Origin of the sequence: Actinomadura napierensis (genome assembly GCF_039529375.1) — a bacterium.
Classification (GTDB): domain Bacteria; phylum Actinomycetota; class Actinomycetes; order Streptosporangiales; family Streptosporangiaceae; genus Spirillospora; species Spirillospora napierensis.
The window spans coordinates 17,333-40,047 of the sequence record NZ_BAAAMR010000087.1; the positions used below are offsets into that span (position 1 = coordinate 17,333).

General features: G+C 70.6%; 18 protein-coding genes and 1 pseudogene. 12 read left to right on the forward strand and 7 right to left on the reverse strand.

The genetic code is table 11. From position 1 onward, the window contains the following. Positions 1 to 602: 602 nt before the first annotated feature. Complete coding sequence (locus ABD296_RS35990; protein WP_344277951.1) at positions 603 to 1,217, reverse strand: TetR/AcrR family transcriptional regulator; 615 nt, start codon at positions 1,215 to 1,217, stop codon at positions 603 to 605. 26 nt (positions 1,218 to 1,243) lie between these two features. Between ABD296_RS35990 and ABD296_RS35995 the strand changes: the two genes are divergently transcribed. Together ABD296_RS35995 and ABD296_RS36000 are read left to right on the forward strand one after the other, a co-directional pair. Further along, positions 1,244 to 1,984 carry an SDR family oxidoreductase gene (locus ABD296_RS35995; RefSeq protein ID WP_344277954.1) on the forward strand — a complete coding sequence of 247 codons (741 nt, stop codon included), beginning with the start codon at positions 1,244 to 1,246 and terminating at the stop codon, positions 1,982 to 1,984. A gap of 448 nt (positions 1,985 to 2,432) precedes the next feature. Continuing rightward, positions 2,433 to 3,207, forward strand: a pseudogene (locus ABD296_RS36000) (transposase family protein). Between the two features lie 431 nt (positions 3,208 to 3,638). Here ABD296_RS36000 and ABD296_RS36005 read toward each other — a convergent pair. Beyond that, on the reverse strand, positions 3,639 to 5,126 hold the full coding sequence (locus tag ABD296_RS36005; RefSeq protein WP_344277957.1) for an MDR family MFS transporter: 1,488 nt from the start codon (positions 5,124 to 5,126) through the stop codon (positions 3,639 to 3,641). Positions 5,127 to 5,224: 98 nt separating this feature from the next. Between ABD296_RS36005 and ABD296_RS36010 the strand changes: the two genes are divergently transcribed. The 3 genes from ABD296_RS36010 to ABD296_RS36020 all read left to right on the forward strand — a co-directional run bounded on the left by ABD296_RS36010 (position 5,225) and on the right by ABD296_RS36020 (position 6,952). After that, positions 5,225 to 5,794, forward strand: a complete 570-nt coding sequence (locus ABD296_RS36010) for a TetR/AcrR family transcriptional regulator (protein WP_344277960.1) — start codon at positions 5,225 to 5,227, stop codon at positions 5,792 to 5,794. 713 nt (positions 5,795 to 6,507) lie between these two features. After that, on the forward strand, positions 6,508 to 6,750 hold the full coding sequence (locus tag ABD296_RS36015; RefSeq protein WP_344277963.1) for a hypothetical protein: 243 nt from the start codon (positions 6,508 to 6,510) through the stop codon (positions 6,748 to 6,750). A 37-nt stretch (positions 6,751 to 6,787) separates the two neighbouring features. After that, complete coding sequence (locus ABD296_RS36020) at positions 6,788 to 6,952, forward strand: hypothetical protein (protein WP_344277965.1); 165 nt, start codon at positions 6,788 to 6,790, stop codon at positions 6,950 to 6,952. A 40-nt stretch (positions 6,953 to 6,992) separates the two neighbouring features. On the opposite strand, the gene ABD296_RS36025 is transcribed toward ABD296_RS36020, so the two are convergent. Continuing rightward, the gene (locus ABD296_RS36025; protein ID WP_344277968.1) at positions 6,993 to 7,490 is read right to left on the reverse strand and encodes a MarR family winged helix-turn-helix transcriptional regulator; all 498 of its coding nucleotides are present in this window, start codon (positions 7,488 to 7,490) and stop codon (positions 6,993 to 6,995) included. A gap of 93 nt (positions 7,491 to 7,583) precedes the next feature. Here ABD296_RS36025 and wrbA point away from each other — a divergent pair, with 93 nt between their 5' ends. The 5 genes from wrbA (at position 7,584) to ABD296_RS36050 (ending at position 13,162) form a co-directional block, all read left to right on the forward strand. Further along, on the forward strand, positions 7,584 to 8,237 hold the full coding sequence (gene wrbA, locus ABD296_RS36030) for an NAD(P)H:quinone oxidoreductase (protein WP_344277972.1): 654 nt from the start codon (positions 7,584 to 7,586) through the stop codon (positions 8,235 to 8,237). A gap of 44 nt (positions 8,238 to 8,281) precedes the next feature. Further along, positions 8,282 to 9,718, forward strand: coding sequence for an MFS transporter (locus tag ABD296_RS36035; protein WP_344277975.1), 1,437 nt, complete (start codon positions 8,282 to 8,284; stop codon positions 9,716 to 9,718). A 160-nt stretch (positions 9,719 to 9,878) separates the two neighbouring features. Next, positions 9,879 to 11,867 (forward strand): sensor domain-containing protein, encoded by a 1,989-nt coding sequence (locus ABD296_RS36040; protein ID WP_344277999.1) that lies wholly within the window; start codon positions 9,879 to 9,881, stop codon positions 11,865 to 11,867. After that, on the forward strand, positions 11,867 to 12,517 hold the full coding sequence (locus ABD296_RS36045; protein WP_344277978.1) for a response regulator transcription factor: 651 nt from the start codon (positions 11,867 to 11,869) through the stop codon (positions 12,515 to 12,517). The genes ABD296_RS36040 and ABD296_RS36045 overlap by 1 nt, the downstream gene beginning before the upstream one ends. 69 nt (positions 12,518 to 12,586) lie before the next feature. Continuing rightward, a complete protein-coding gene (locus ABD296_RS36050; RefSeq protein WP_344277981.1) occupies positions 12,587 to 13,162 on the forward strand; it encodes a nuclear transport factor 2 family protein in 576 nt (191 codons plus the stop codon). A gap of 222 nt (positions 13,163 to 13,384) precedes the next feature. On the opposite strand, the gene ABD296_RS36055 is transcribed toward ABD296_RS36050, so the two are convergent. Continuing rightward, entirely contained in the window at positions 13,385 to 13,768 is a 384-nt protein-coding gene (locus ABD296_RS36055; RefSeq protein WP_344277984.1) for a DUF5997 family protein, read from the reverse strand. Between the two features lie 54 nt (positions 13,769 to 13,822). On the opposite strand from ABD296_RS36055, the gene ABD296_RS36060 reads away from it, so the two are divergent. After that, a complete protein-coding gene (locus ABD296_RS36060) occupies positions 13,823 to 14,506 on the forward strand; it encodes a LysR family transcriptional regulator substrate-binding protein (RefSeq protein WP_344277986.1) in 684 nt (227 codons plus the stop codon). 493 nt (positions 14,507 to 14,999) lie between these two features. On the opposite strand, the gene ABD296_RS36065 is transcribed toward ABD296_RS36060, so the two are convergent. Continuing rightward, the gene (locus ABD296_RS36065; RefSeq protein WP_344277988.1) at positions 15,000 to 15,197 is read right to left on the reverse strand and encodes a hypothetical protein; all 198 of its coding nucleotides are present in this window, start codon (positions 15,195 to 15,197) and stop codon (positions 15,000 to 15,002) included. Positions 15,198 to 15,776: 579 nt separating this feature from the next. On the opposite strand from ABD296_RS36065, the gene ABD296_RS36070 reads away from it, so the two are divergent. Further along, positions 15,777 to 18,539, forward strand: coding sequence for a helix-turn-helix transcriptional regulator (locus tag ABD296_RS36070; RefSeq protein WP_344277991.1), 2,763 nt, complete (start codon positions 15,777 to 15,779; stop codon positions 18,537 to 18,539). Positions 18,540 to 18,562: 23 nt separating this feature from the next. On the opposite strand, the gene ABD296_RS36075 is transcribed toward ABD296_RS36070, so the two are convergent. Beyond that, the gene (locus ABD296_RS36075) at positions 18,563 to 19,453 is read right to left on the reverse strand and encodes a polysaccharide deacetylase family protein (protein WP_344277994.1); all 891 of its coding nucleotides are present in this window, start codon (positions 19,451 to 19,453) and stop codon (positions 18,563 to 18,565) included. A gap of 54 nt (positions 19,454 to 19,507) precedes the next feature. After that, entirely contained in the window at positions 19,508 to 22,270 is a 2,763-nt protein-coding gene (locus tag ABD296_RS36080; protein WP_344277996.1) for a helix-turn-helix transcriptional regulator, read from the reverse strand. Positions 22,271 to 22,715: the final 445 nt, after the last annotated feature.

Below are 22,715 nucleotides of genomic sequence, written 5' to 3' on the forward strand. Positions count from 1 at the left end.
GCAAACACGAGAAGGCCCCGGTTTGCCCCGTGCCCGGGATGCCCCACTTCGTTCCCCTGTTGGCTCGGCGGCTCGATCCGGGCCTCCAGCCATCCCGGCCAACTGCCCGATCAGCGCACCCAGACAAGATCCAAGCCCGCACCAGGCGCTACCCGTGTGGCTCACCGGCAGCAATAGGAGGCCACCAAGACAACGGCCGCTTCCCGAGGACGACCAGCACCGGGGCAAGAGGTCGCGGCCGCTGGGTCGGCAACCTCGGCGCCGGCAATCCGAACTGCGTTCCGCACCACCGCCGCCTACGCGTCGACACTCAACGGGGCGATTGCACGGGCGACACCGCGGCCCTGGCGGCAGCCTAGCCCCGGCGCCGACGGTGACCAGGCGGGTGCCTGCGGTGCGGCGCACCCGTTGTCAGCAGACCGCTCCGCACACTCCCGCGGCCACCCGGCCACCCCAACAGGCAAGCCGTGTCACGAACCGCGCAATGCCCCTGGCCGGGCTCCGGAACGATGCGGCTCTGCCGCCAGAGCAGACCAACCACACAGCGGCATGAGCGTGCGCCGCGCAGCCGGTGGCATGAGCGTGACCGCAGTGCTTTCGCTTCAGCGGTGTGCGCGGAGGCCGTCGACGAGGATCGACAGCAACCGCGGGCCTCTAGCGTCGAGTTCGGCGTCGTCCAGCCGCGACAGCCAGCTGATGAGCACGATGACGTCGCGGGCTTCGGCGTCGGCGCGGACGGTGCCGGCCAAGCGGCCGGCGGCCAGCAGCACCTCCACCGCCTCACCGATCGGGCCGAGACTATGGGCAGCCAAATCACGCCACGTCGCCGCCTCGATGGCGGCGAATACGTCGCGCTTGACCCGGGCGTAGGCGGCCACCCGGTCAAACCACGCCGCCAGCGCATCCAGCGGCTGGTGAGTTGCCAGCAGACGCCCGGCCGCAGCGACCAACTCGTCCACTTCACGGCGGTACACCTCAGCGAGGAGGTCCTCACGGGTGGGGAAGTGCCGGTACAGCGTGCCCTGCCCGATGCCGCAGGCCTTGGCGACGGCGTTGAGCTTCAGCTCTCCCGGCTCGTGCACGAGATCGCGCGCCGCTTGCAGGATCCGTTCGCGGTTGCGCTGTGCGTCCGCACGCCGCGCTCCGCCGCCCTGGACAGAGTCACCCTGGACAGAAGCGGACACGTGTCCGGTATGCTTGCCATCGTAAACGGACATGTGTCCATTCTACGCGGAGGTTCTTCATGACCATCCATGGCAAGGTCGTCGCCATCACCGGCGCCAGCAGCGGAATCGGTGAAGCGACAGCCCGCCACCTCGCCTCACTCGGCGCGCCCGTCATCCTGGGTGCCCGCCGCACCGACCGGCTGGACCGGCTGGTCGCCGAGATCCAAGCCGCCGGCGGCCAGGCGGCCGCCACGCGCGTGGACGTCACCCATCCCGACGATCTCCAGTCGCTGGTCACCCTCGCCCTCGAGCGCTTCGACGGTCTGGACGTCTTGGTGGGCAACGCCGGGTTCAGCCGGATCAGCCCCGTCGCCGACCTGGACGTCCAGGGCTGGTCGGCGATGGTCGAGGTGAACCTCAAGGGGATCCTGCACGGGATCGCCGCAGCCCTGCCCGTGTTCCGCCGTCAGGGCAGTGGTCACCTCATCACCGTCGTCTCGACCTCCGGCCTGAAGATCGTCCCCACCCAGGCGGTGTACGCCGGGACCAAGAACGCGGTACGCACCCTCCTGGAGGGCCTGCGGCAGGAGAGCACCGACGGGGTTCTGCGGACGACGTCGATCTCCCCGGGCTACGTCCGCACCGAGCTCATTGACAATGCCGTCGACGACCCGGCCGTGCGCGAGCAGGCCAGGCAGAACATGGCCGATCTCGGAATCGACCCCACAGCGGTGGCCAGGGCGATCGCATTCGCGATCGACCAACCCGACGACGTCGAAATCGGTGACCTGACCATTCGGCCGACCCGCCAAGGCTGAGCACATCGGCAGATCAGTACGTTGGGTGCAGATGACCCACCTGGCCAAACACTACGCACTGCAACCAAGCCTGAGTGGCGATCAAGGTGCGCCAAGCCTGGGGTGGACCCACAGGTGGAGCCACTTCTCACCGCGGGTCCAGCCGAGGGTTTGTTCGAACAGTCGGAAGGTGTGTTCCAGGTCGAATCTGCGCAGGTAGGACCCCCACCACCGGTCGACGTCGGCGAGGTCGGCGCCGGTGGCCGAGTACCACAGACAGACCGGTGGCGGGTTGCGGTCGCCGGGCGGGCGCTCTGGTTTGGGGCAGGCGCAGGACCCGGCGAACCGGGCTGAGATCCCGATGCCGGAAGTAGTATTGGGCGCCAATTCGTGGGAGGGCGGTCGGACCGTCCAGACACGTCTGAAGGCTGTCCCGTAACGCCAGGCGATCAAGATTGTTGATCTTGGTGTGGAGCGGGTGATCAGTGCCGATCGGGACGAATGGGTGCCGGTGTTCACCGGCCTGTCGGTGCGGCAGTTCCGCCGTCTGGTGCGGATCGTTGCAGGTGGGGCGGTGAGCAGACCGGCACGAAACGGCGCTGGAGCCTGCCGCTGGCCGACCGGGTTCTTATGATCGCGGTGTACTACCGCACCAACCTCACACTGCGGCAGGTCGCACTGCTGTTCGGGGTGTCCAAGTCCGCCGCGCACCGCGTCGTCGACCACCTGGCGCCGCTGCTCGCGCTTGCCCCGGTCACCCGCCGGCACGGCCCCGAAACCGTGCTGATCGTGGACGGCACGCTGGCGCCCGTCCACGACCGGACGGTCACCGCCTCCTCCAAGAACTACCGCTACTCGGTGAACATGCAGGTCGTCATCGACGCCAACACCCGGCTGGTGGTCGCGGTGGGGCGTCCCGTGCCGGGCAACCACAACGATTGCACGGCCTACCGCGATTCAGGGGTGGATCGGGCGTGCCGGGGCGCGCACGTGATGGCCGACGGCGCGCTACCAGGGAAACCGGCAGGTCATCATGCCCTACCGGCGGCCCCGCGACGGCAGCGAACCGCCCGCCTGGCAGCACGATCTCAACACCGTCCACAAACGGGTGCGCGGCGTCGAGCACACCTTCCGCGCACATGAAGTGGTGGAACATCCTGCGCAACTGCCGCCGCAAACGCGACGGCGTCCACCACGCCACCCGCCGCATCGCCCTCATGCACAACCTGGCGATGGCCGGCTGAACCGGCTTGGAGCGGCGCGTCACCGCGGCACGCCCGGTCCCACGCCTCCACCATTACGGGACAGCTTTTAGCCGACCACGTCTCCGACGATCAGTGGGCGACCGGCCCAGAGTCAGGAGAACGGCAACCTCGCAAGATCATCAATCTTCCACGTGGCCTATCGTGGTAACACGAAACCAGACCGTCACCACCGAATATGCGACAGAACCGGCTTACCGACACCCCGATCCGGCGACCTGCAGGACGCCCTGCAGGACAAGGCTCCGGCCGATTCGGCATGAACCCGGTTGCGGCGGCCTCGGTGGGGTGCTCCCGGTTGGTTGAAGGGTTGCCCGGGGGCTTTCCGCCGCCGGCGGCGATGCCGGCGACGAGTCGGGCCTGGAGAGCCAAGGTGCTGTTTGGGGGCGCCCCGGCCGGGACGCGCCGATCGTTCAGACTTCGGTGGACTCTTCGGCGGGTGTGGGGTTGTGGACCTGCGGCTGGGGGCTGGGGCGGCCGGGCAGCAGGAGGCAGAGCGGCACAGCCGCAGCGGTGAAGGCGGCGGACCACCAGAAGGCGTCGCCGAATCCTGAAGCCAGGGCGGCGGGGGTGTGGGCGCCGGCCGAGGCACGCTGGAGGATCATGACGAGGACCGCGACGCCCATGGAAGCGCCGACCTGTTGGGCGACTCTGCTGATGCCGGCAGCGGCCGGGAACTCCTGGGGCTCCAGCCCGACGAAGGCGGCGCCCATGATCGCGATCATGGCCCCGCCCAGTCCGACGCCGCGCACGAACAGCACGGCCATGAGCGCGAGGTTGCTGGTGGAGGCGGTGACGAAGCCGAACGGAACAGTGGCCGCGAAGGTGAGGACGAAGGCGGCGATGGCGACGGGACGCGAGCCGAAGCGGTCCATGTACCGGCCGGCCAGGGCGCGGGACAGGAGGGCGCCCACGCCCGTCGGGATGAGCAGCAGTGCGGCGCCCAGGGCGGATTCGCCGCGGACCTGCTGCCAGTACAGCGGCAGCAGGAGCATGGTCCCGTACAGGGCCGCGCCGGTCAGGAACACCAGCGCCGTGGATGAGGCCAGGGCACGGTGGCGGAACAGCCGGATGTCGAGCAGGGCGTCCGGTCCGCGGCGCAGCGCCCACCAGACGTAGCCGACGAGCAGGGCCAGACCGCCGATCAGGGGCAGTGCCACCTTGAGGCCGGCCAGGCCGTCGGATCCGGCGAGCTGTGTCAGGCCGTAGATGACGGCGGCGATGGCGGGGGACAGCAGCAGCATGCCCACGGCGTCCAGGCGGGTGCGGGTACCGGGTTGGGGCCCGTCCGCGGGCAGGTTGCGCCAGGCGAGATAGCCGCCGACGAGGCAGAAGGGCACGTTGAACAGGAAGATCCAGCGCCAGTCGCCCAGGTGCAGGATGGCCCCGCCGATGACCGGGCCGCTGATCGGGCCCAGGGCGGTGGGCACAGTGATCAGGGACATGGCCTTGCCGATGTTACGGCCCTTGGCCACCTGCATGACCAGCGTGAACATCAGCACCATCATGGTGCCACCGCCGATGCCCTGGACCACCCGGAAAGCGATCAAGCTCTGGACGTTCCACGCTGCGGCGCATAGCAGCGACCCGATGAAGAACATGCCCAGGCCGGCGATCCACAGGCGTTTGCCGCCCAGGACCGACTGGGCCCATCCGACGGCCGGCATCGTGGCGGACAGGGCCAACAGGTAGCCGGTGGTCACCCACTGGGTGGTGGCGAGCGAAGTGTGCAGCTTCCCGGCGAGGCCGTCGATGGCGACACTCATGATCGTGGTGTCGAAGATGACGGCGAGCGCGCCGACGATCAACGTGAAGGTCAGGCGTCGCAGGGCCGGGTCGATGCGGTCTGCGGTGGCCGATGGGGGTGGCGGTGGGGGTGGCTTGGTGCCGTCGGCGTTCATGGACACTCCCTAAGATATAGGAATCTATCTTACGAGGGCCAGAGTAGGCCGCTAGAGTTAGATAGGCAAGTCTATCTAAAACATTCGGAGGGGTTCCCATGGCCGAGCGACGCCGCGGAGCGGCACTGGAGAAGGCACTGCTCGACGCGGCCTGGGCAGAACTCGCCGACCACGGCTACGCCAGGTTCACCATGGACGCCGTCGTCAAGCGCGCGGGCACCAGCCCCCCGGTCCTCTACCGCCGCTGGCCCGACCGTGACGAACTGGTCCGGGCGACCATCGCCCACACCCTGCGGGAGAACGTCCTCGACGTTCCCGACACCGGAAGCCTGCGGGAGGACGTCCTCACTCTCATGCGGGAGATCAGCGCCACCCGCCTCCAGCTCGTCACCGTCATGAGCGTGAACCTGGCCAGCTACTACCAAGAGACCGGAACCAGCCCCGGCGACCTGTTCGACCCCTCCACGACAGGGCGCAAGGAAGCTGTCGACGTACTCTTCGACCGCGCCGTCGACCGCGGCGAGATCAACCCGGAACGCCTCACCGAACGCATCAAGTCCCTCCCCTTCGACCTGCTGCGCCACGAGTTCCTTACGACCTTCGCCCCCGTGCCCGACCACGTCCTCGAAGAGATCATCGACACGATCTTCCTTCCCTTGGTGCGCTGACCGCAGCAGCACCAAGCCTCACCCGGCACGGTGTCCGGGAGAGAAGGTCGGCCCCGTACGCGCCCCGCAACCGCGTCGCCCACTGACCGCCTACACCCGCGTACTCGCCGGCGGAGACCTCAGCACCGACCCGAGCCTCGACCCGGCCCTGTACGGCATCCCGCCCTGGGAGTCCGCCGGCTGGAGTGTCGATGACATGCCGGACTACACCGAACGTGGCGGCTCCCCCGTCGGCAACACCCACTTCTACCGAAGCGAAGACGCACCCATCCCACTCCCCGGAACTCCACTCACCGAGCCGAACACCCTGGCCGGCGCTGCGCTCAGCGAACTCGACGGCGGTGGTCGCACCCTCGACATCGCCATCGTCGACGGCACCGCCCTGGAAGCCGGCGCCGCCCTGTCCTCAAAGGTTCGCGGCCCCGGCGACAGCGTCAACGGCGCCTTTGTCCACCCTTCGGCCACCTGCTCACACTGCTCTGCGCGGCCGCCGACTCGGGTCCTTACCAGCGCGGCGACCGCGGCGCCGCCGTCGGCCGCGTCCGCCCTCTGGCGCACCCTCGCCGCGTGGCTCGTTCTACTGCACCACCCTGGACGTGCGCCCGACCGGCACCCTGGAGACCTACCGATGACAGGACCCACGCTCGCACGAGATCGACGCCCACATCACCCCCCTCGCCGAGCGTCCCGAGCTCGGTGCCAAAAATAGCAATATGCCCCGCAACTGGCCGGAATTCACCCGCCACGAAATGGTGATGCAAGCCCACTACGAACAACTGGAAGAGGCTTTCTTTCAATTCACCCTGGTCGCCACCTACCCAGACGGCAAGGACTTGCGGCCAAGATGCCGGCCGCGCTCAAGGACAACGCCGCACGACACTGCGCGGCCGAAGTGGTCGCTGCGGTTGCCGAAAACCTCGTCCGCGCAGGTCAAGCAGCGTGATCGTACTCGTTGAGGATGCCGCTCGGACGCTGCCTTCTTCCGATACGCAGGTGGGCGATCTGGTCTGGTTCGACGATCAGTGGAGGCAGCGGCTTCAGCGGGCGTGCGTTGCCGATGCCCTGATGAGGCCGATGCTCGTTGCAGAAGATCTCGAACTCGCGCAGGGCAGCACCACCCGGATGCCGGTATCGGCGAGCACAGCGTCGGCTCGGTGATTTCGACTGTGCGCGTCATGCCGAGCGTCCGTGCTGGGACCTATGGGCGGTGCTCGGGATGGGGTTCTGGGGCCCGTGTCTCACTTGGGGTGCGGCGATGGCGAGGACGCCGGGTGTCGACGTTGCCGGCCAGGGTCTTGAGGAGGCCGGGTAGCTCTGTCACCGTCTGAGCGGTCAGGCCGGTGAGGGTCTCCTGTGCCAGGGTGCACCATAGCTGCTTGACCTGGTCGGTCAGGGCTCTGCCGCCGTCGGTGAGTTCGACGACGGTGGCGCGCTGGTCGTCGGGGGCGGGGCTGCGCCGGATGTGACCGGCGGTTTCGAGCTTGCGGGCCATGAGCGTGACGCTGGGACGCTCGACGCCGAGCGCCTCGCTGAGCTGGGCCTGGATCATCGGGCCGGTCCGGGCGAGTTCGAGCAGGAGCGCCTCCTGGCCGGGATGCAGCCCGAGCGGGGCCAGCAGTTCGGCGATCCGGGCCCGGTGGCGCAGGCTCAGCAGGCGGATGGCCTGGTTGACGGCGTCGGCCTGGTCGAAGTCCACGAGCACTCCCTTGACAAGTTCGTTAGGCGCATAACTATTATGCAGATAACGTTATTCGCGTAACCAATTGTACGCAACCGTCAGGGAGCCGACATGACCGCGAACGTCGCCGTCATCTACTACAGCGCCACGGGCACCGTGCACGCCCTCGCCCAGGCCGTCGCCGAGGGCGCCGCCTCGACCGGGGCCCAGGTGCGCCTGCGGCGGGTCGCCGAACTGGCGCCCGAGACCGCGATCGACCAGAACCCGCAGTGGCGGGAGCACGCCGACGCCACCGCCGGGATCGCCCAGGCCACGGTCGAGGACCTGGCGTGGGCCGATGCGTTCGCGTTCGGGACGCCGACCCGGTTCGGCGCAGCGGCCGCGCAGCTCAAGCAGTTCATCGACCAAGCCGGCGGGCTGTGGCAGGAAGGCGGCCTGGCCGACAAGCCGGTGACGGCCTTCACCTCGGCCTACAACCGGCACGGCGGCAGCGAGGCCACGATCCTGTCGCTGGGCAACGTGTTCTACCACTGGGGCGCGCTGATCGTCCCGCCCGGATTCACCGACCCGGCCGTGTACGCCGCCGGCGGCAACCCCTACGGCGCCTCCGCCGTGACCGGACCGACCGGGGACGACCTCAAGGCCGCGGTGCTGGACGCCGCCCGCTACCAGGGACGCCGGCTGGCCCAGATCACGATGCGGCTGCTGACGGGCAGCCACGCCGCCGGAGCCGCCGGGCTCGAAACGAGCCTCCAGACCGCGTGAGCGGTGCCGCCACCTCGACCTCGTCCCGCCTTCAGGAGACTCTTGTGACCTCTCAACTCTCCGCGGCCCCCATGGCCCGCGGCCATGTCAAAGCACGAACCGGACCCGCGTGGCTGATCCTGGCGCTGGTGTGCGCCTGCCAGTTCATGGTGATCCTGGACTCCTCCATCGTGAACGTCGCGCTGCCCTCGATCGACCGGGACCTCGGCTTCACACCCGCCGGCCTGGCCTGGGTGGTGAACGGCTACCTGCTCACCTTCGCCGGCTTCATGCTGCTGGGCGGCCGCGCCGCCGACCTGTTCGGCCGGCGTCGGACCCTGACCGCCGGACTGGTGCTGTTCAGCGCCGCGAGCCTGGTCGCCGGCCTGGCGCCCCTCCCGCAGGTCCTGGTGGCGGCCCGCGTCGCACAGGGCGTGGGAGCCGCGCTGCTGGCCCCGACGACACTGGCCGTGATCAACACCAGCTTCACCGAGGGCCACCGGCGCGCCCGCGCGTTCGGCGCGTGGTCGGCCGCCGGCGGTGTCGGCGGAATGGCCGGCGCCGTCGCCGGCGGTGCCCTCACCACCGGCCTGTCCTGGCGATGGGTCTTCCTGATCAACGTGCCGATCGGCGTCGTACTGATCGCCGCGGCCATGAGGGCGCTGCCCGGCACCCGGACCGCCCGGCGCGAGACCCTCGACATCGCCGGCGCCGTCACCGGCACCGCGGGGCTGGCCGCGCTGATCTACGGGATCATGCACGGCACCGACCACGGCTGGACGTCCCCGACGGTCCTCGCACCGGCCGTGACGGGGCTGCTCCTGCTCGCCGTCTTCACCGTGGTGGAGGCACGTTTCGCCACCCACCCGATGATGCCGCTGCGGCTGCTGCGCATCCGCGGGGTGGCGGTCGGCAACGGCATGCTGCTGCTGTTCGGCGGGATCGCCATCGCGATGTGGTACTTCACCTCGCTGTTCCTGCAGAACGTCCTCGGATACGGCGCCCTCCAAGCCGGGCTCGGGCAGACCCCCGCGGCGGTGATGTTCATGCTGATCGCGCGATCGGCCGCCGCGCTGCTGCCGCGCACCGGCGTACGTCCCTTGATCCTCGCCGGCAGCGCCTGCTTCCTGGGCGGGTTCGGCTGGCTCGCGCAGACCCACACCGACAGCGGCTACCTCACCGGCATCCTCGGCCCCACCCTGCTCATCGCCACCGGCATCGGACTGACCTTCCCCACCCTCATGGCCGCCACCACCGCCGACGTCCCCGACCGCGACGCCGGAACCATCGGCGGCCTGGCCCAGACCGCCAGCCAGGCAGGCGGATCACTCGGCCTGGCCGTGCTCGCCACCGCCGCCACCCGGACGCAGGCCGGCGAAAGCTCCCCCGTCGCCCTCGCCGCCGGCTACGACCGTGTCTTCCTCATCGCGGCCGGACTCGCACTGGCCATCGCGGCGGCCGGCCTACTGCTGCCACGCCACCGCCGCACAACCCCCAACTGAACCAAGACGCCTCGTACCGGCCCGAGTGGCCCCGGCCTCTCAACGATGAGAGCCACCGGCGTCGACTTTAGGAAAACAGCCCGATGAAACTCGCACCTCACCTGCACCGTCTCGGCAACGACATCGTGGCGAGCTACCTCCCTACAAGTCCGTCGACGACATCCGCGGGCTCGTGCTCACCCACGGCGACTCCGACCACATCGGCTTCGCCGAACGCCTGCGCAGCGACCACGGCGTCCCGGTGTTCGTGCACGCCGCCGACGCGGCCCGCACCCGTACCGGAGAAGGGCCCAAGACAGCGCTCGGCCCCATGCGCCTCGGCCCGGCGCTCGGCTTCTTCGGGTACTCCATCCGCAAGAACGGCCTGCGCACCCGCTACCTCAACGAAGTCACCGAAATCAGCGACGGCGACGTCCTGGAACTGCCCGGCACCCCGGTGATCGTGGGCATGCCGGGACACTCACCGGGCAGCGTGGCGGTGCACGTCCCGCTCGCCGACGCGGTCTTCGTCGGCGACGCCCTGACCACGCGGCACGTCCTCACCGGACGCGGCGGCCCGCAATCCGCTCGCACCATGGTGTCGGCGATCGGGTTGTACCGATGGCGAGTCGCCGGGCTTCGGCCAGAGGGTCGCGAGCGCGGAGGCCATCGCTCCGTCATCGCGTTCGTCCTCGGCATCCGAGCTCACTACTGTTCCTGGCCCGCGGGCCGAGGTAGGTGGCGAGCCGGGAGTCGCCGGTCTGATGGGGTGATGGGCTGGCCTGTCCGGGATCGTAACCCTTCTGGGGGTTTGCCCTACCATGATCGCGGGGCGGACCCCGTGGTCAGCGCGGGTCGGAACCGGGAGGTTGGGGAGATGAGCGAAGCATCTGCGGTTTCACCGCCCACCACCCGTCCGTCCGGTGCCCTTGGCCGGTTCGGCCGCGAGTTCGCGTATCTGCTGTCCGGCCTGCCGGTGGGAGCCGCCGCTTTCGCAGTCGCGATCGCCGGTCTCGCCGCGGGCGCCTCGACACTGGTCGTCCTCCTGGGGCTGCCCGTGCTCGTGGGGACGCTGGCCGCGGCGCGAGCGTTCGCGCGGCTGGAACGGCGCCAGGTGGAGCGGGCGACCGGGCGGGCCCTGCCCCCGCACCACTACCGCGGCACCGAGGAAGCCGGGTTCACCGGCTGGCTGCACGCAGTGCGCGAACCCCAGTCGTGGCGCGACCTGACCTACATGGTGGTGGCGTTCCCGGTCCGCCTGACGACCTTCTGCTTTGCGATCACCTGGACGGTGGGCGGCGTCGCGGAGTTGCTGTACGCGGCATGGTCATGGCCGATCCCGCGCGACCGCGACAACACCGGCGTGCTCGATCTGGCGTTCGGCATCTCCTCGCGCGGCGCGGACATCGCGTTCAACACCGGGGTCGGTGCCGTGCTGCTCGTCACCGCCATCCCGGTCGTACGCGGGCTCGTCTCCCTGCAAACCTCGCTGTCGCGGGCGCTGCTGACCAACCAGACCGCCGCGCTGAAGGCCCGGGCCGAGCAACTCGCCGCGGGTCGCCGCAGCGCGGTCGCCGCCGAGGCCCACACACTCCGCCGGCTGGAGCGGGATCTGCACGACGGGCCGCAGCAACGCCTCGTCCGGCTCAACATGGACCTGGAAACCGTCGCGCGACGCCTGGAGGACGCGCCCGAACGCGCCAAGCCGCTGGTCGAGGACATGATCGAGCAGAGCCGCGAAGCGCTGTCGGAAGTACGCGCCCTCTCCCGCGGCATCGCCCCGCCGATCCTCGCCGACCGCGGGCTCGCGGCGGCACTGTCCGCAGCCGCCGGCCGCTGCCCGGTTCCGGTGTCGCTGCAGGTCGACCTACCCCGCCGACGCTACGCCGCCATCGCTGAGAACACCGTCTACTTCGTCGTGACCGAAGCCCTGGCCAACATCGCCAAGCACGCCCAGGCGACCCAATGCGCGGTCGTCGTCGCCGCCGACCAAACAGCGTTGCGCGTCCAGGTCCGCGACGACGGCCGCGGCGGCGCTCACCAGGGCAAGGGCCACGGCCTGGCCGGCCTGTCCGACCGGCTGGCCGCCGTCGACGGGACGCTCGACATCACCAGCCCGCCCGGAGGCCCGACCGTGCTGACCGCAGTCGTCCCGCTCGCAGACCACTGATGCGCATCGTCCTGGCGGAAGACTCGCTGCTGCTGCGTGAGGGCCTGGTGCGCCTCCTGCAGGAAACGGGCGCCGAAGTGGTGGCCGCGGTCGGCGACGGGGATGCGCTGGTCGAGGCCGCGGCCGCGCACCGGCCCGATGTCGCGGTGATCGACGTGCGCATGCCGCCCACCTTCACCGACGAAGGGCTCCAGGCGGCCCTGCGGATCCGCCGGGACCTTCCCCGCACCGCGATCCTGGTGCTGTCGCAATATGTCGAGGAGAGCTACGCCGAAGACCTGCTGGCCGACGGTGGCGGGGTCGGCTACCTGCTCAAGGACCGGGTCGCCAAACTCACCGAACTGTCGGACGCCCTGGCCCGCGTCGTCGCCGGTGAAACGGTCCTGGACTCCGAAGTGGTCGCGGCCCTGTTCGCCCACCGGCGCCGCCGCGACCCCCTGGCCGAGCTCACCCCGCGCGAACGCGACGTCCTGGCGCTGATGGCCGAAGGCCGCCGCAACAGCGCCATCGGACGCGCCCTCGACCTGAGCGCCGGCACCGTGGAGAAACACATCTCGGCGATCTTCGACAAACTCGGCCTTCCACCCTCAGCCGACGACCACCGCAGAGTCATGGCAGTCCTGGCGTGGCTCCGCAACGGCCCGTCATAGGGCCGCGCCGACCACACCCCAGCACGCCGCCGACCACGGCCCCTAGCTTGGGTTCGGATCCTGGCCGACGTGCCGAACGCCGAGCGGCAGGGCCGCCTCGGGAATCAGAACACGTTCTTGTCAATGGCGGCGGTGTCGAGCAAGCTACGTCGCATGGATCTGAACGCCCTGGAAGAGATCCGTCAGGTGAAGTACCGCTACCTGCGCTGCCTGGACCTGAAGGACTCGGACGGGTTCGCCGACACCCTCACCGAGGACGCCCTGGGCGCCTACGGGACCCGCGCGGTCGGCGAGCCGCTGCGCCTGGAAGGCCGCGATGCCATCGTCGACTACATGCGCGGCAACCTCGGTCCCGAGATCACCACGGTGCACTTCGCGGGCCAACCCGAGATCCGGGTCGACGGCGACAGGGCCGAGGGCACCTGGTGCCTGGAGGACACCGTCATCGCCAAGGCGTTCCGGGTGCTGATCCGCGGATCCGCCTTCTACGAGGAGACGTATCGGCGCTGCGCGGACGGCGGGTGGCGCATCAGCGGCATCGGCTATGAACGGACCTACGAATACTCGATATCGCTCGATGATGTGCCCAGCTTCAGGCTGCTGGCAGACCGCTGGGCGCCCTCGCCCCCGCAGCCGGGAACCTGATCTGTACCAAGAGTCAGGCTCGATGCGTGCCGCCGCCCGCCTCCAACACGCCATGGACGAGGTAATGGCCGTCCGCCCGAGCGCGACCGCCTGCATGAGGTGTGCGCGGCCTCGGGGCGCTGCGCTTGCTGAGAATCACGTCCATGCAGGGCACCTTGACCAACGCGGCCTACATCGCGAGCAGCGGCGCGGCGGCGCGGGCGGCCGGGGGCATCACGTGAGTCAGGCCTTGGCGCGCTGCTGCTTGAGCCGGAGTTCCTCCTTGCGGACTTCGGCTTGGACGGCTTGCTCGCGTTCCAGCCAGTCGGGCCTTTCAGCCTTCAGGTTCTCGATCTCGGCCGTGGTGAGGGGGCCCGTGATGCCGGCGCGGGCCAGACCCGAGACGGAGACGCGGAGCTTGGCGGCGACGACCTGGCGGGGGTGGGGGCCCTCACGGCGCAGGTCCGCCAGCCACGAGGGCGGGTCGGCTTGGAGCGCGTTCAGTTCGTCCCGGGAGACGGGACCTTCCTGGAACTCGGCGGGTGCTGCCGACAGCAGGATCCCCAGCTTCTTGGCCGCGGTCGCGGACTTCATGGTCTGCGGGGTCTTTGCTTTGGACGTGCCCATGCCCCAAGGGTAGCCAGCGGAAGGGAACCGCCTGGACGCGACTAGGGTGGCGGAGTGACCGATGGTGAGTTCCGGCTGGCCTACGTGCCGGGGGTGACGCCCGGGAAGTGGGCCGGGGTGTGGGCCGAGCGGGTCCGGGAGGTGCCGCTTCGCCTCCTGCAGATGCCGGCGGCCGAGGTCGTCCCCCTGCTGCGGAACGGTGGCGTGGACGCGGCGTTCGTACGCCTGCCCGTCGACCGCGAGGCCCTCCATGTGATCCCGCTGTACATGGAGACGACAGTGGTCGTGGTGCCAAAAGATCACGCGGTGGCCGCAGTGGAGGAGGTGCAGCTCGCCGATCTCGCCGACGAGGACGTGCTCGAGCCACTCGACGATGTCCTGACCTGGGACGACCGCCCCGGGCAACCTGCCTTCACCCGTCCTGAGAGCACCGCCGGCGCGATCGAGTTGGTGGCGTCGGGAGCCGGCGTCCTGCTGCTCCCGCAGTCTCTGGCCCGCCTCCACCACCGCAAAGACCTCACCTACCGGACCGTGACCGACGCTCCTCAGTCCCAGATCGGCCTGGCCTGGCTCGAGGTCGTGACGACCGACCTCATGGAGGAACTGATCGGCATCGTCCGCGGCCGCACCCCCAACAGCTCCCGTGGCCGCAATCCCCCGCAACAGCCCACCCGTAAGAAGCCACCGCAACAGCGCTCCGCCTCCAAGCACCGCCACCAGAAGCGCCGCCGGAGGTGACGAGAGTCGTGCTCGCCGACAACACCCCCGCCATCCCACACCAATATGACGGCGAAAAACATGCCGCGCCGACGCACCGAGTAGGAGAGCGTCGCGCCCAGGCCCAAGCGCCGGGCTCTGCCTGACACGAGCGTGGCATCGCGTGCAAGCGCACCCACTGGGACGGTGGAGTACCTTCCGGGCCTATCGGGCCGCAGGACCTGATCAGTATTCGGTCGAGGAACTCACGGCGCGCGACCTTGACGCCGAGCACCAGCAGTTCGCGGTGCGCCCGCCGATGCCCCCTGCACCAAGCTCAGTACCAGCAGCCGGATGGAGCGGACGGTCGGTGGCCAGCCCGGACGCTTGGGTTTCGGGCGGGCAGCGTGCCTGCCGGTGACCTGGTCGCGGTGCCAGCGCAAGACCATGTCCGGCCGTACCAGCAACCCGGATCGACGGCCTCATTGATGTCGCTGGGAAGCCTCACGGTGACGCGGTCGTGAAGCCCGACGCGTCACTTGCTCGGCTCTGGAACCTTGCAGGAAGCGGTGGGGTTGAGGCCGATGTAGTTGAGCGGACCGGAGACCAGGGTGATACCGATCGTGGCGGACTTGGCGCAGCTGCCGTCGAATCGGGCGTAGTAGTGGCGCTGTCCCGCAGCGAGCGCTCCGATGATCAGCCAGACGACGAGCATCCACCGTCCGGACCGCATCGTTACCTCCGGTGACCGCGTCGCCGACCCTGGGGTACGACAGTAACGACAAGATCGTCCATTGGTAAGCAAGTCGGGCCAGGTGTGTCATCTCAGCGATGCCTGGCCGCAGGGTCCATCCGGGTTGTACCGCTTCAGAAGTAGACATTCGACTCAAGCGCGTTGAGGCATGCCGAGATCGCGTTCCGCGGCAACGAGGGGGCCGGGCCGGGGTGCGGCGGACCTCGGCCAGACCGATGCGGACCCCGTACCGGAAGCTGCGGGTTCACATCCCTTGGTTCCTGCGGGCTCCCGGTTGTTCCGGTGACGAGTTTGCGCTGGCCGCGTGACAGCTCACAGCACGAAATCGCCGCCTCCATCAAGGTCTGGCTTCGCGACCTCACCCGAGATCCCTGGGCGCAACCCAAGACAGAGCACTCCCCTGACTCGCGACAGCCACAGGGATATGTGGGGCTATAGCCTGTTCCTGAGCGGTTTGGCCTGCGTGGATTCACCGACCCCGGCGGTCAGGGCCGCTCGAGGCCCCCTTTGCTCGGCCCCCGCTGTCGGCCTGGCTCTGGACTGCGTAGGGAGAACGGCATGCGGACGGGACCTGGGCCGATGCCGGCGTTGCTGGACAGGGAGCCCGAGCGCGCGGCGCTCGACGACCTGCTGGAGGATCTGCGGTCAGGGCGCGGGTCGGCGCTGGTGGTCCGCGGTGAGGCTGGGGTCGGCAAGTCGGCGCTGCTGGAGTACGCGGTGGGCGCGGCGGCCGACATGCGGGTCGTCCGGGCGGCCGGGCTGGAATCGGAGATGGAGCTGACCTACGCCGGGCTGCATCTGCTCTGCGTGCCGCTGCTGGACCGGCTCGAAACGCTCCCGGGCCCCCAGCGTGACGCGCTGAGTGTGGCGTTCGGGCTGCGGGAGGGGGCTGCGCCGGCGCGGTTCCTGGTCGGTCTGGCGGTGCTCACCCTGCTGGCGGAGGCGGCGGACGAACGGCCGCTGCTCTGCGTGGTCGACGACGTGCAGTGGCTGGACCGGGCGTCGGCCCAGGCGCTGGTGTTCGCGGCTCGGCGCCTGCTGGCCGAGCCGGTAGGGCTGGTCTTCGCCGCGCGCGAGCCAGGTGAGGAGTACCGGGGGCTTCCCGATCTGGAGGTGCGGGGGCTACCGGATCAGCACGCCCGGGCGCTGCTGCGGTCGGTGGTCCGGTTCCGGCTCGACGAGCCGGTCCAGACCCGGATCCTGGCGGAGACGAACGGCAATCCGCTGGCGCTGCTGGAGTTGCCGCGGGGGCTGGGGCCGACACGGTTGGAGGGCGGGCTCGGGCCGGCCGGTGCGCAGGCGGTGCCGACGCGGATCGAGCGGGGTTTCCGCCGCCGGGTGGAGGCGCTGCCGGCCGAGACGCGGTCTCTGCTGCTGGTCGCGGCGGTGGAGGCGGCCGGTGATCCGGTGCTGATCTGGCGGGCGGCCGAACGGCTCGGGATCCCGGCCTCGGCGGCGGAGGCGGCGGAGGCCGACGGGCTGCTGCAGGCCGGGACGCTGGTGCGGTTCCGGCATCCGCTGGTGCGGTCGGCGGTGTACTCGGCGGCGTCGTCGGCGGAGCGGCGGGCGGCGCACCGGGCGCTGGCCGAGGTGATCGATCACGGCCGTGATCCGGACCGGCGGGTATGGCACCTGGCGGCGGCGGCGCCCGGCCCCGACGAGGGGGTGGCCGCGGAGCTGGCGCTGGCGGCGGCCCGGGCGCAGGCCCGCGGCGCCGTGGCCGCGGCGGCGGCGTTCTTGCAGCGCGCGGTCGAGCTGACGGACGAGCCCGCCCGGCGGTGCGAGCGCGCCCTGGCGGCGGCACAGGGGAGCTTCCACGCCGGTGCGCTGGGCACGGCGGCGGACCTGCTCGCCAGCGCGGAGGTGGAACCGCTGGACGAACTTCAGCAAGCCCGAGCCGCCCTGCTGCGCGGGCGGCTGGCGTTCGCCTCCGGCCGGGGCAGCGATGCCCCCGCTCTGCTGCTGAAGGCGGCCAAGCAGTTGGAAGCACTGGACGTTGCACTCGCGCGCCAGACCTACCTCGACGCGTGGTTCGCCGCTCTTTACGCCGGACGGTCCGCGGGCGCCGGCGATCTGCACGAGGTCTCCCGGGCCGCTCAGTCCGCCCCGCCGCCCGCGGGCGAGCCGCGCCCGTTGGACCTGCTGGTGGACGGGCTGTCCCTCCTGGTCACCGAGGGACGTGCACAGGCGGCACCCGCGCTGAGGCGGGCCGCGCGGGCCGTCGCCGAAGACGACATTCCCCAGGCGGAGCGCCTGCAGTACAGCCGGGTGGCGCTGGCAGCCGCGGCGTTGGTGTGGGACGAGGAGCACTGGCGCGCGATTCTGGCCCGCGACGTCCAGATCTGCCGGGAGACCGGCATGCTCACCCAGCTGGCTCTCTACCTGGGCCCGATGGCCGTGATCGCGATCTGGCGCGGCGATCTCGCGGCGGTCGTCTCGCTGGCCGCGGAGGAGAACGAGCTCGCCACGGCGACGGGTGCCGGCTTCGTCCGCCACGCGGCGTTGATCCTCGCCGGGTACCGGGGGGACGAAGCCGAGGACGCCCCGATGATCGAGGCCGCGGCCGCCGCCGCTCAGGCCGCGGGCCAGGGTAACGGGGTCCAGATGGCGCAGTGGGTGTCAGCCGTCCTCCTCAACGGGCTCGGTCGTTTTGAGGCGGCGCTGGAACAGGCGCGGAAGGCCGCCGAAACGGCGCCTGAACTGTACTTCTCCATGTGGTCCCTCCCCGAGCTGATCGAGGCGGCAAGCAGGAGTGGACAGACCCAGGTGGCCACGGACGCGCTCGGCCGGCTCGCCGAGGCGACCGGCATCGCCCGGACCGACTGGGCGCAGGGCGTCTACGCGCGGTCCCAGGCGCTGCTCAGCGACGGCGAAGCCGCCGAGCGCCTGTACCAGGAGGCGGTCGACCGGCTCGGCCGTATCGGCTTCCGGACCGAGCAGGCGCGCGCGCATCTGCTGTACGGCGAGTGGCTCCGCCGCGAAGGGCGGCGCACCGACGCGCGGACGCAACTGCACAAGGCCCACGACATGTTCACCGGCATCGGCATGCAGGCGTTCACCAGGCGAGCCGCCCGCGAGCTGCTGACCACCGGAGCGGCCGCGCGCACGCGCACCCCGGACACCCGCGGCGACCTCACCCCCCAGGAGGCGCAGATCGCCCGGCTGGCGCGGGACGGTCTGTCCAACCCCGAGATCGCCGCCCAGCTGTTCATCAGCCCCAAGACGGTGGAATACCACCTGAGCAAGGTCTTCACCAAGCTCAACGTGAGCTCGCGCAAGCAGCTCGACACCGTCCCGCTCGGCCACCTCGACGCGAGCTAGCCAGCATTCGAAGTGCGCCGGGTTCATGCGTCCTGCTGCAGGACGTACTGGGCGATCTGGGCGTGGGTGGCGTACCAGACGCCCTTCTGCGCGTCGATGTGCTCCAGCAGCTCGCGCAGTGCGGCCATGCGGGAGCGGTGGCCGATGACCTGCGGGTGCATGGTGAGCTGGAACAGCCCGCGCTCGTCGAGCGCGGCGTCGAACTCGTCGCGCCAGATCCCCGCCACCTCCCGCGGCGGCGGGCACGCCCGCAGCATGCCGTCGAACTCCAGCAGCAGGTACGGCACGTCGTCCCTGATCCATTCGACCGGGATCTCCACGACGCCGGTCGGCTCGCCGTCGGCCAGCAGTTCGTACGGCTCGTCGTCGGCCATGAGGGAGGAGTCGTAGAGCAGGCCCATCTCACGCGTTATGGCCAGGGTGTGGTCGGAGAAGTCCCACGCCGGAGTGCGGATGCCGACCGGGCGGGTGCCCGACAGCTTCTCCAGGGTGTCGGCCGCGCGCAGGGCCAGGTCGCGTTCGTCGGCCGGTTCCAGCAGCGCGTTGCTCTCGTGGATCCAGCCGTGCATGGCGACCTCGTGGCCGGCGGCGACGTAGTCGCGGACCTCCTCCGGGTGCAGCAGTGCCGAGACCGCCGGCATGAAGAACGAGGCCGGGGCGCCGAAGCGCTCCAGCAGGCGAAGCACCCGGCGGGCGCCGACGCGGGAGCCGTACTCGCCCTGCGCGAGCTTGCCCGGCCCGGTCTCGCCGGCGCGCAGGGCGATCGTCTCGTGGTCGCAGTCGAAGGAGAGCGCGACCGCGACGCGGGCGCCTCCCGGCCAGGAGGCGGGGTGCAGGGAGCGACCGGCGCGAACCCGCGCCACGTGGCCGCGCCAGGTCTCCTCGTCCCACTGCCAGGGCTGTTGTTCGGTCATGTGAGGTTCTCCGTTGTGGAGGGGGACTGCGGGACGGGGGTTGAGCAAGGCGGCTCACGCACGGTCGTGGCCCAAGTCGGGCAGTGCCTCCGCGAGCTGTTGGCGAGAGGTGATGGCGAGCTTGGTGAACACCTTGCTCAGGTGGTATTCGACGGTGCGCGGGCTGATGAAGAGCCGGGCGCCGATCTCCGGGTTCGACAGGCCCGTCCGGGCCAGGTGGGCGATCTGCCCCTCCTGAGGAGTGAGGCCGCCGGCGGGCGTGCCGGCGGTGTGCTTGCGGACGGTCTCGCCGGTGACCAGAAGTTCGCGTTGGGCGCGGTGGGCGAAGGCCGTGGCGCCGAAACTCTGCAGCATCTCGTAGGCGGTGCGCAGGTGCTCGCGCGCGTCGAGGCGCCGGTTCTCGCGGCGCAGCCACTCGCCGTACACCAGATGGGTCCGGGCGAGGTACACGGCGGCCCGGCTTCGCTGAAGACGCTCGATGGCCTCGCGGTACAGCAGGTCGGCGGCCTGGCCGTCGGAGAGCAGCGCCTTCGACCGGGCGAGCACGCCGAGGGCCCAGTCGGTGCCGCCGGCTGTGGTGCGTTCTTCGAGCCGCCGCAGCGCGGCCGTGGCCGCTTCGGGGGCCTTGCTGTAGGCGGCCGCCTCGACCAGTTCGACGAGGGCGAACCCGGTGGCCCCCAGATCGTCATGCCCGCACGCCCGTTCCGCATAGTCCAGGGCGTCCTGGTACCGGCCGAAAGCGTTGTGCACCAGCGCACTCATGTAAAGGCACTGGCTGATCGCCCGTCCCTCACCCCAGGTGCTCGCCAGGTCGGCGGCGGCCTCCAGCTGCGCCGGCGCATCGGCCCCTCCGCGCCAGGCCCGGAGCAGGGTGACGGCGAAGCCGAAGTAGGAGTTGCCGGTCACCTTCAGGATCGCGTCGGATTCCTCGATCAACGTGGCGGCCGCATCGAACTGGCCTGCGTAGATGTGGACGGCGGCGCGGTAGGTGAGGGCTTGGGGAAGGAAGTGGAGCGCTCCCATCTCGCGCGCCGCCTGGACCGCGTACTCAGCCAGGTCATGCAGGGTTACGTCGTCCCACATGTCCGCCGCGACCAGGTAGGTCAGCCAAAGCCAGCGCATGTTGTCGTCCGGATTGCGCCGGGCTTCCTGCCGGAACGTCCGCAGGACGCGCTTCAACGGCGGTGCCCCCTGGCCGATGCCCTCGGCGAACCGTGCCACCAGCCCGTCGAGCAGTGCGTCGGCCGGCCTCGCCGGCGGCGGCCCCGCAGGCGCGGTGCGTGCCGCCTCCGCCACTGTTCGCAGGAGGCCGGGTTCGCCCAGCCTGCCGGCGAAGACCGCCGATCCCATGGCGTCGATATAGGCCTCACGTGCCTGCCCCACATCGACGCGGGCCAGCCGATCGGCCGCTTCCAGCAGCGGCCGCAAAGCTTCACCGCCGCGCTTGCGCGCGAAGACGATCTGGGCCCGCAGCCAGGCGACCCGTCCGCTCTGGAGATCGGTCAACGGGCTCATCTCCGCGGAGACGAGCAGCTCCAGCGCCATGTCCGGGGCGCCGGCGTCGAAGGCGACCTGAGCCGCGGCCAGCGCTCTCGCGCCGCGTCTGGCCGGATCAGGCGTCAGCTCGGTCGCGCGCCTCAGGAACGCCGCCGCCGCCGCGATGCCGCCGCGTACCTGGGCCCGGCCGGCCAGCCGCTCCAGCTCGCCGGCCACGGACTCGTCGGACTCCAGCGCCGCGTGCGCGCGATGCCAGGCCCGGCGCTCGGGGTCGGACGCGGGATCGGTCGCCTCGGCCAGCGCCCCGTGCGCCGCCCGCCGCTCCGCACCCGACGCGGCCGAGTACACCGCCGACCGCACCAGCGGATGCCGGAACCGCAGCCACGCTCCGATCTCCAGCAGCCCGTCGGCCTCCGCGGGCTCCACCGCGGAACCCGGAACCCCGAGCCGCCCGGCCGCGCGCCGGATCAGCACAGGGTCGCCGGTCGGTTCGGCCGCCGCGACCAGCATGAACGTCCGGGTCTCGGACGGCAGCGCCGCCAGCCGCTGACGGAAGCCCTCCTCGACCCGCGCCGGGACCGCCTGGGCTTCCACCAACCCGAATCCGCCCGCGAGCTGCGCGGGGCTCAGCCCTCGCGGCAGTTCCAGGAGCGCCAGCGGGTTCCCGTCCGTCTCGGCCAGGATCCGGTCCCTGATCCGTTCGTCCAGCGGAAAGCGGACCACCGAGCGCAACAGCGCCTGCGCGTCCTGCCTGGCCAGGCCGCGCACCTCCAGATCCGCCAGCCCGTGGAACTGCCGGCCCGGCTCGCGCGCCGCGAAGATCAGCCCCACCGGCTCGGCCAGCAGCCGCCGCGCGACGAACGCCAGCACCTGGGCCGACGACTGGTCCAGCCACTGCGCATCATCGATCACGCACAGCAGGGCGCGTTCCTCCGCCGCCTCCGCCAGCAGGGTCAACACCGCCAGCCCGATCATGAACCGGTCGGGCGCGTCCCCCTCGCGCAGCCCGAACGCGACCGCGAGCGCGTCGCGCTGCGGGCCGGGCAGCTTCTCGATCCGGTCCAGCAGCGGCGCGAGCAGGAGATGCAGGCCGGCGAACGCCAACTCCATCTCCGATTCCGCCCCGACGGTACGGACCACCCGCATATCGGCTGCCCGTCCCACCGCATGCCGCAGCAGGGCCGACTTGCCCACGCCCGCCGGGCCTCGCAGCATCAGGGCTCGCCCTCGTCCGGAGCGCACGTCCCCCAGCAGGCCGTCCAGCTCAGCACGCTCTCGATGCCGATTCAGCAGCGGTGTGCGCGTAGACAGCGTCCCCATGCCCCTCTACGCTCCCGTTCAGCGCCAAACCGTCGGCGCGGCCAAGTCAGCGGCCATCGGGCACCTCGTCCTGAACTCGACCAGGGCCCGCCCGATGCCTCCCCAACTGTATCGATGTGGGCGCTCCCCCTCCCTCCACAGCCCCATTGACGGCAGGCCAGCAATGCACCGAGGCATGCCTGAGACGATTTCGAAAACAGAGGACCATCACGCAGCGCGACAGGTCTGCCCTGCCGCGCTGCGTGGATCTCAGAGCCCTGCTGTTGGTGGAGCGCCGTGGTGCCGGTTCACCAGCCGATCGGCGCGACCGCAGGGGTCATCGTCCTCAGACTGATGACTGGTCGAGGATGGCCGCCACCTCCGCCGCGCGGAGGAGGAACCCGACGTGTGAGGTGTCCAGGGAGTGGACGTCGTAGGGATTGTCCGGGGTCAGGGCGTCGGCTTC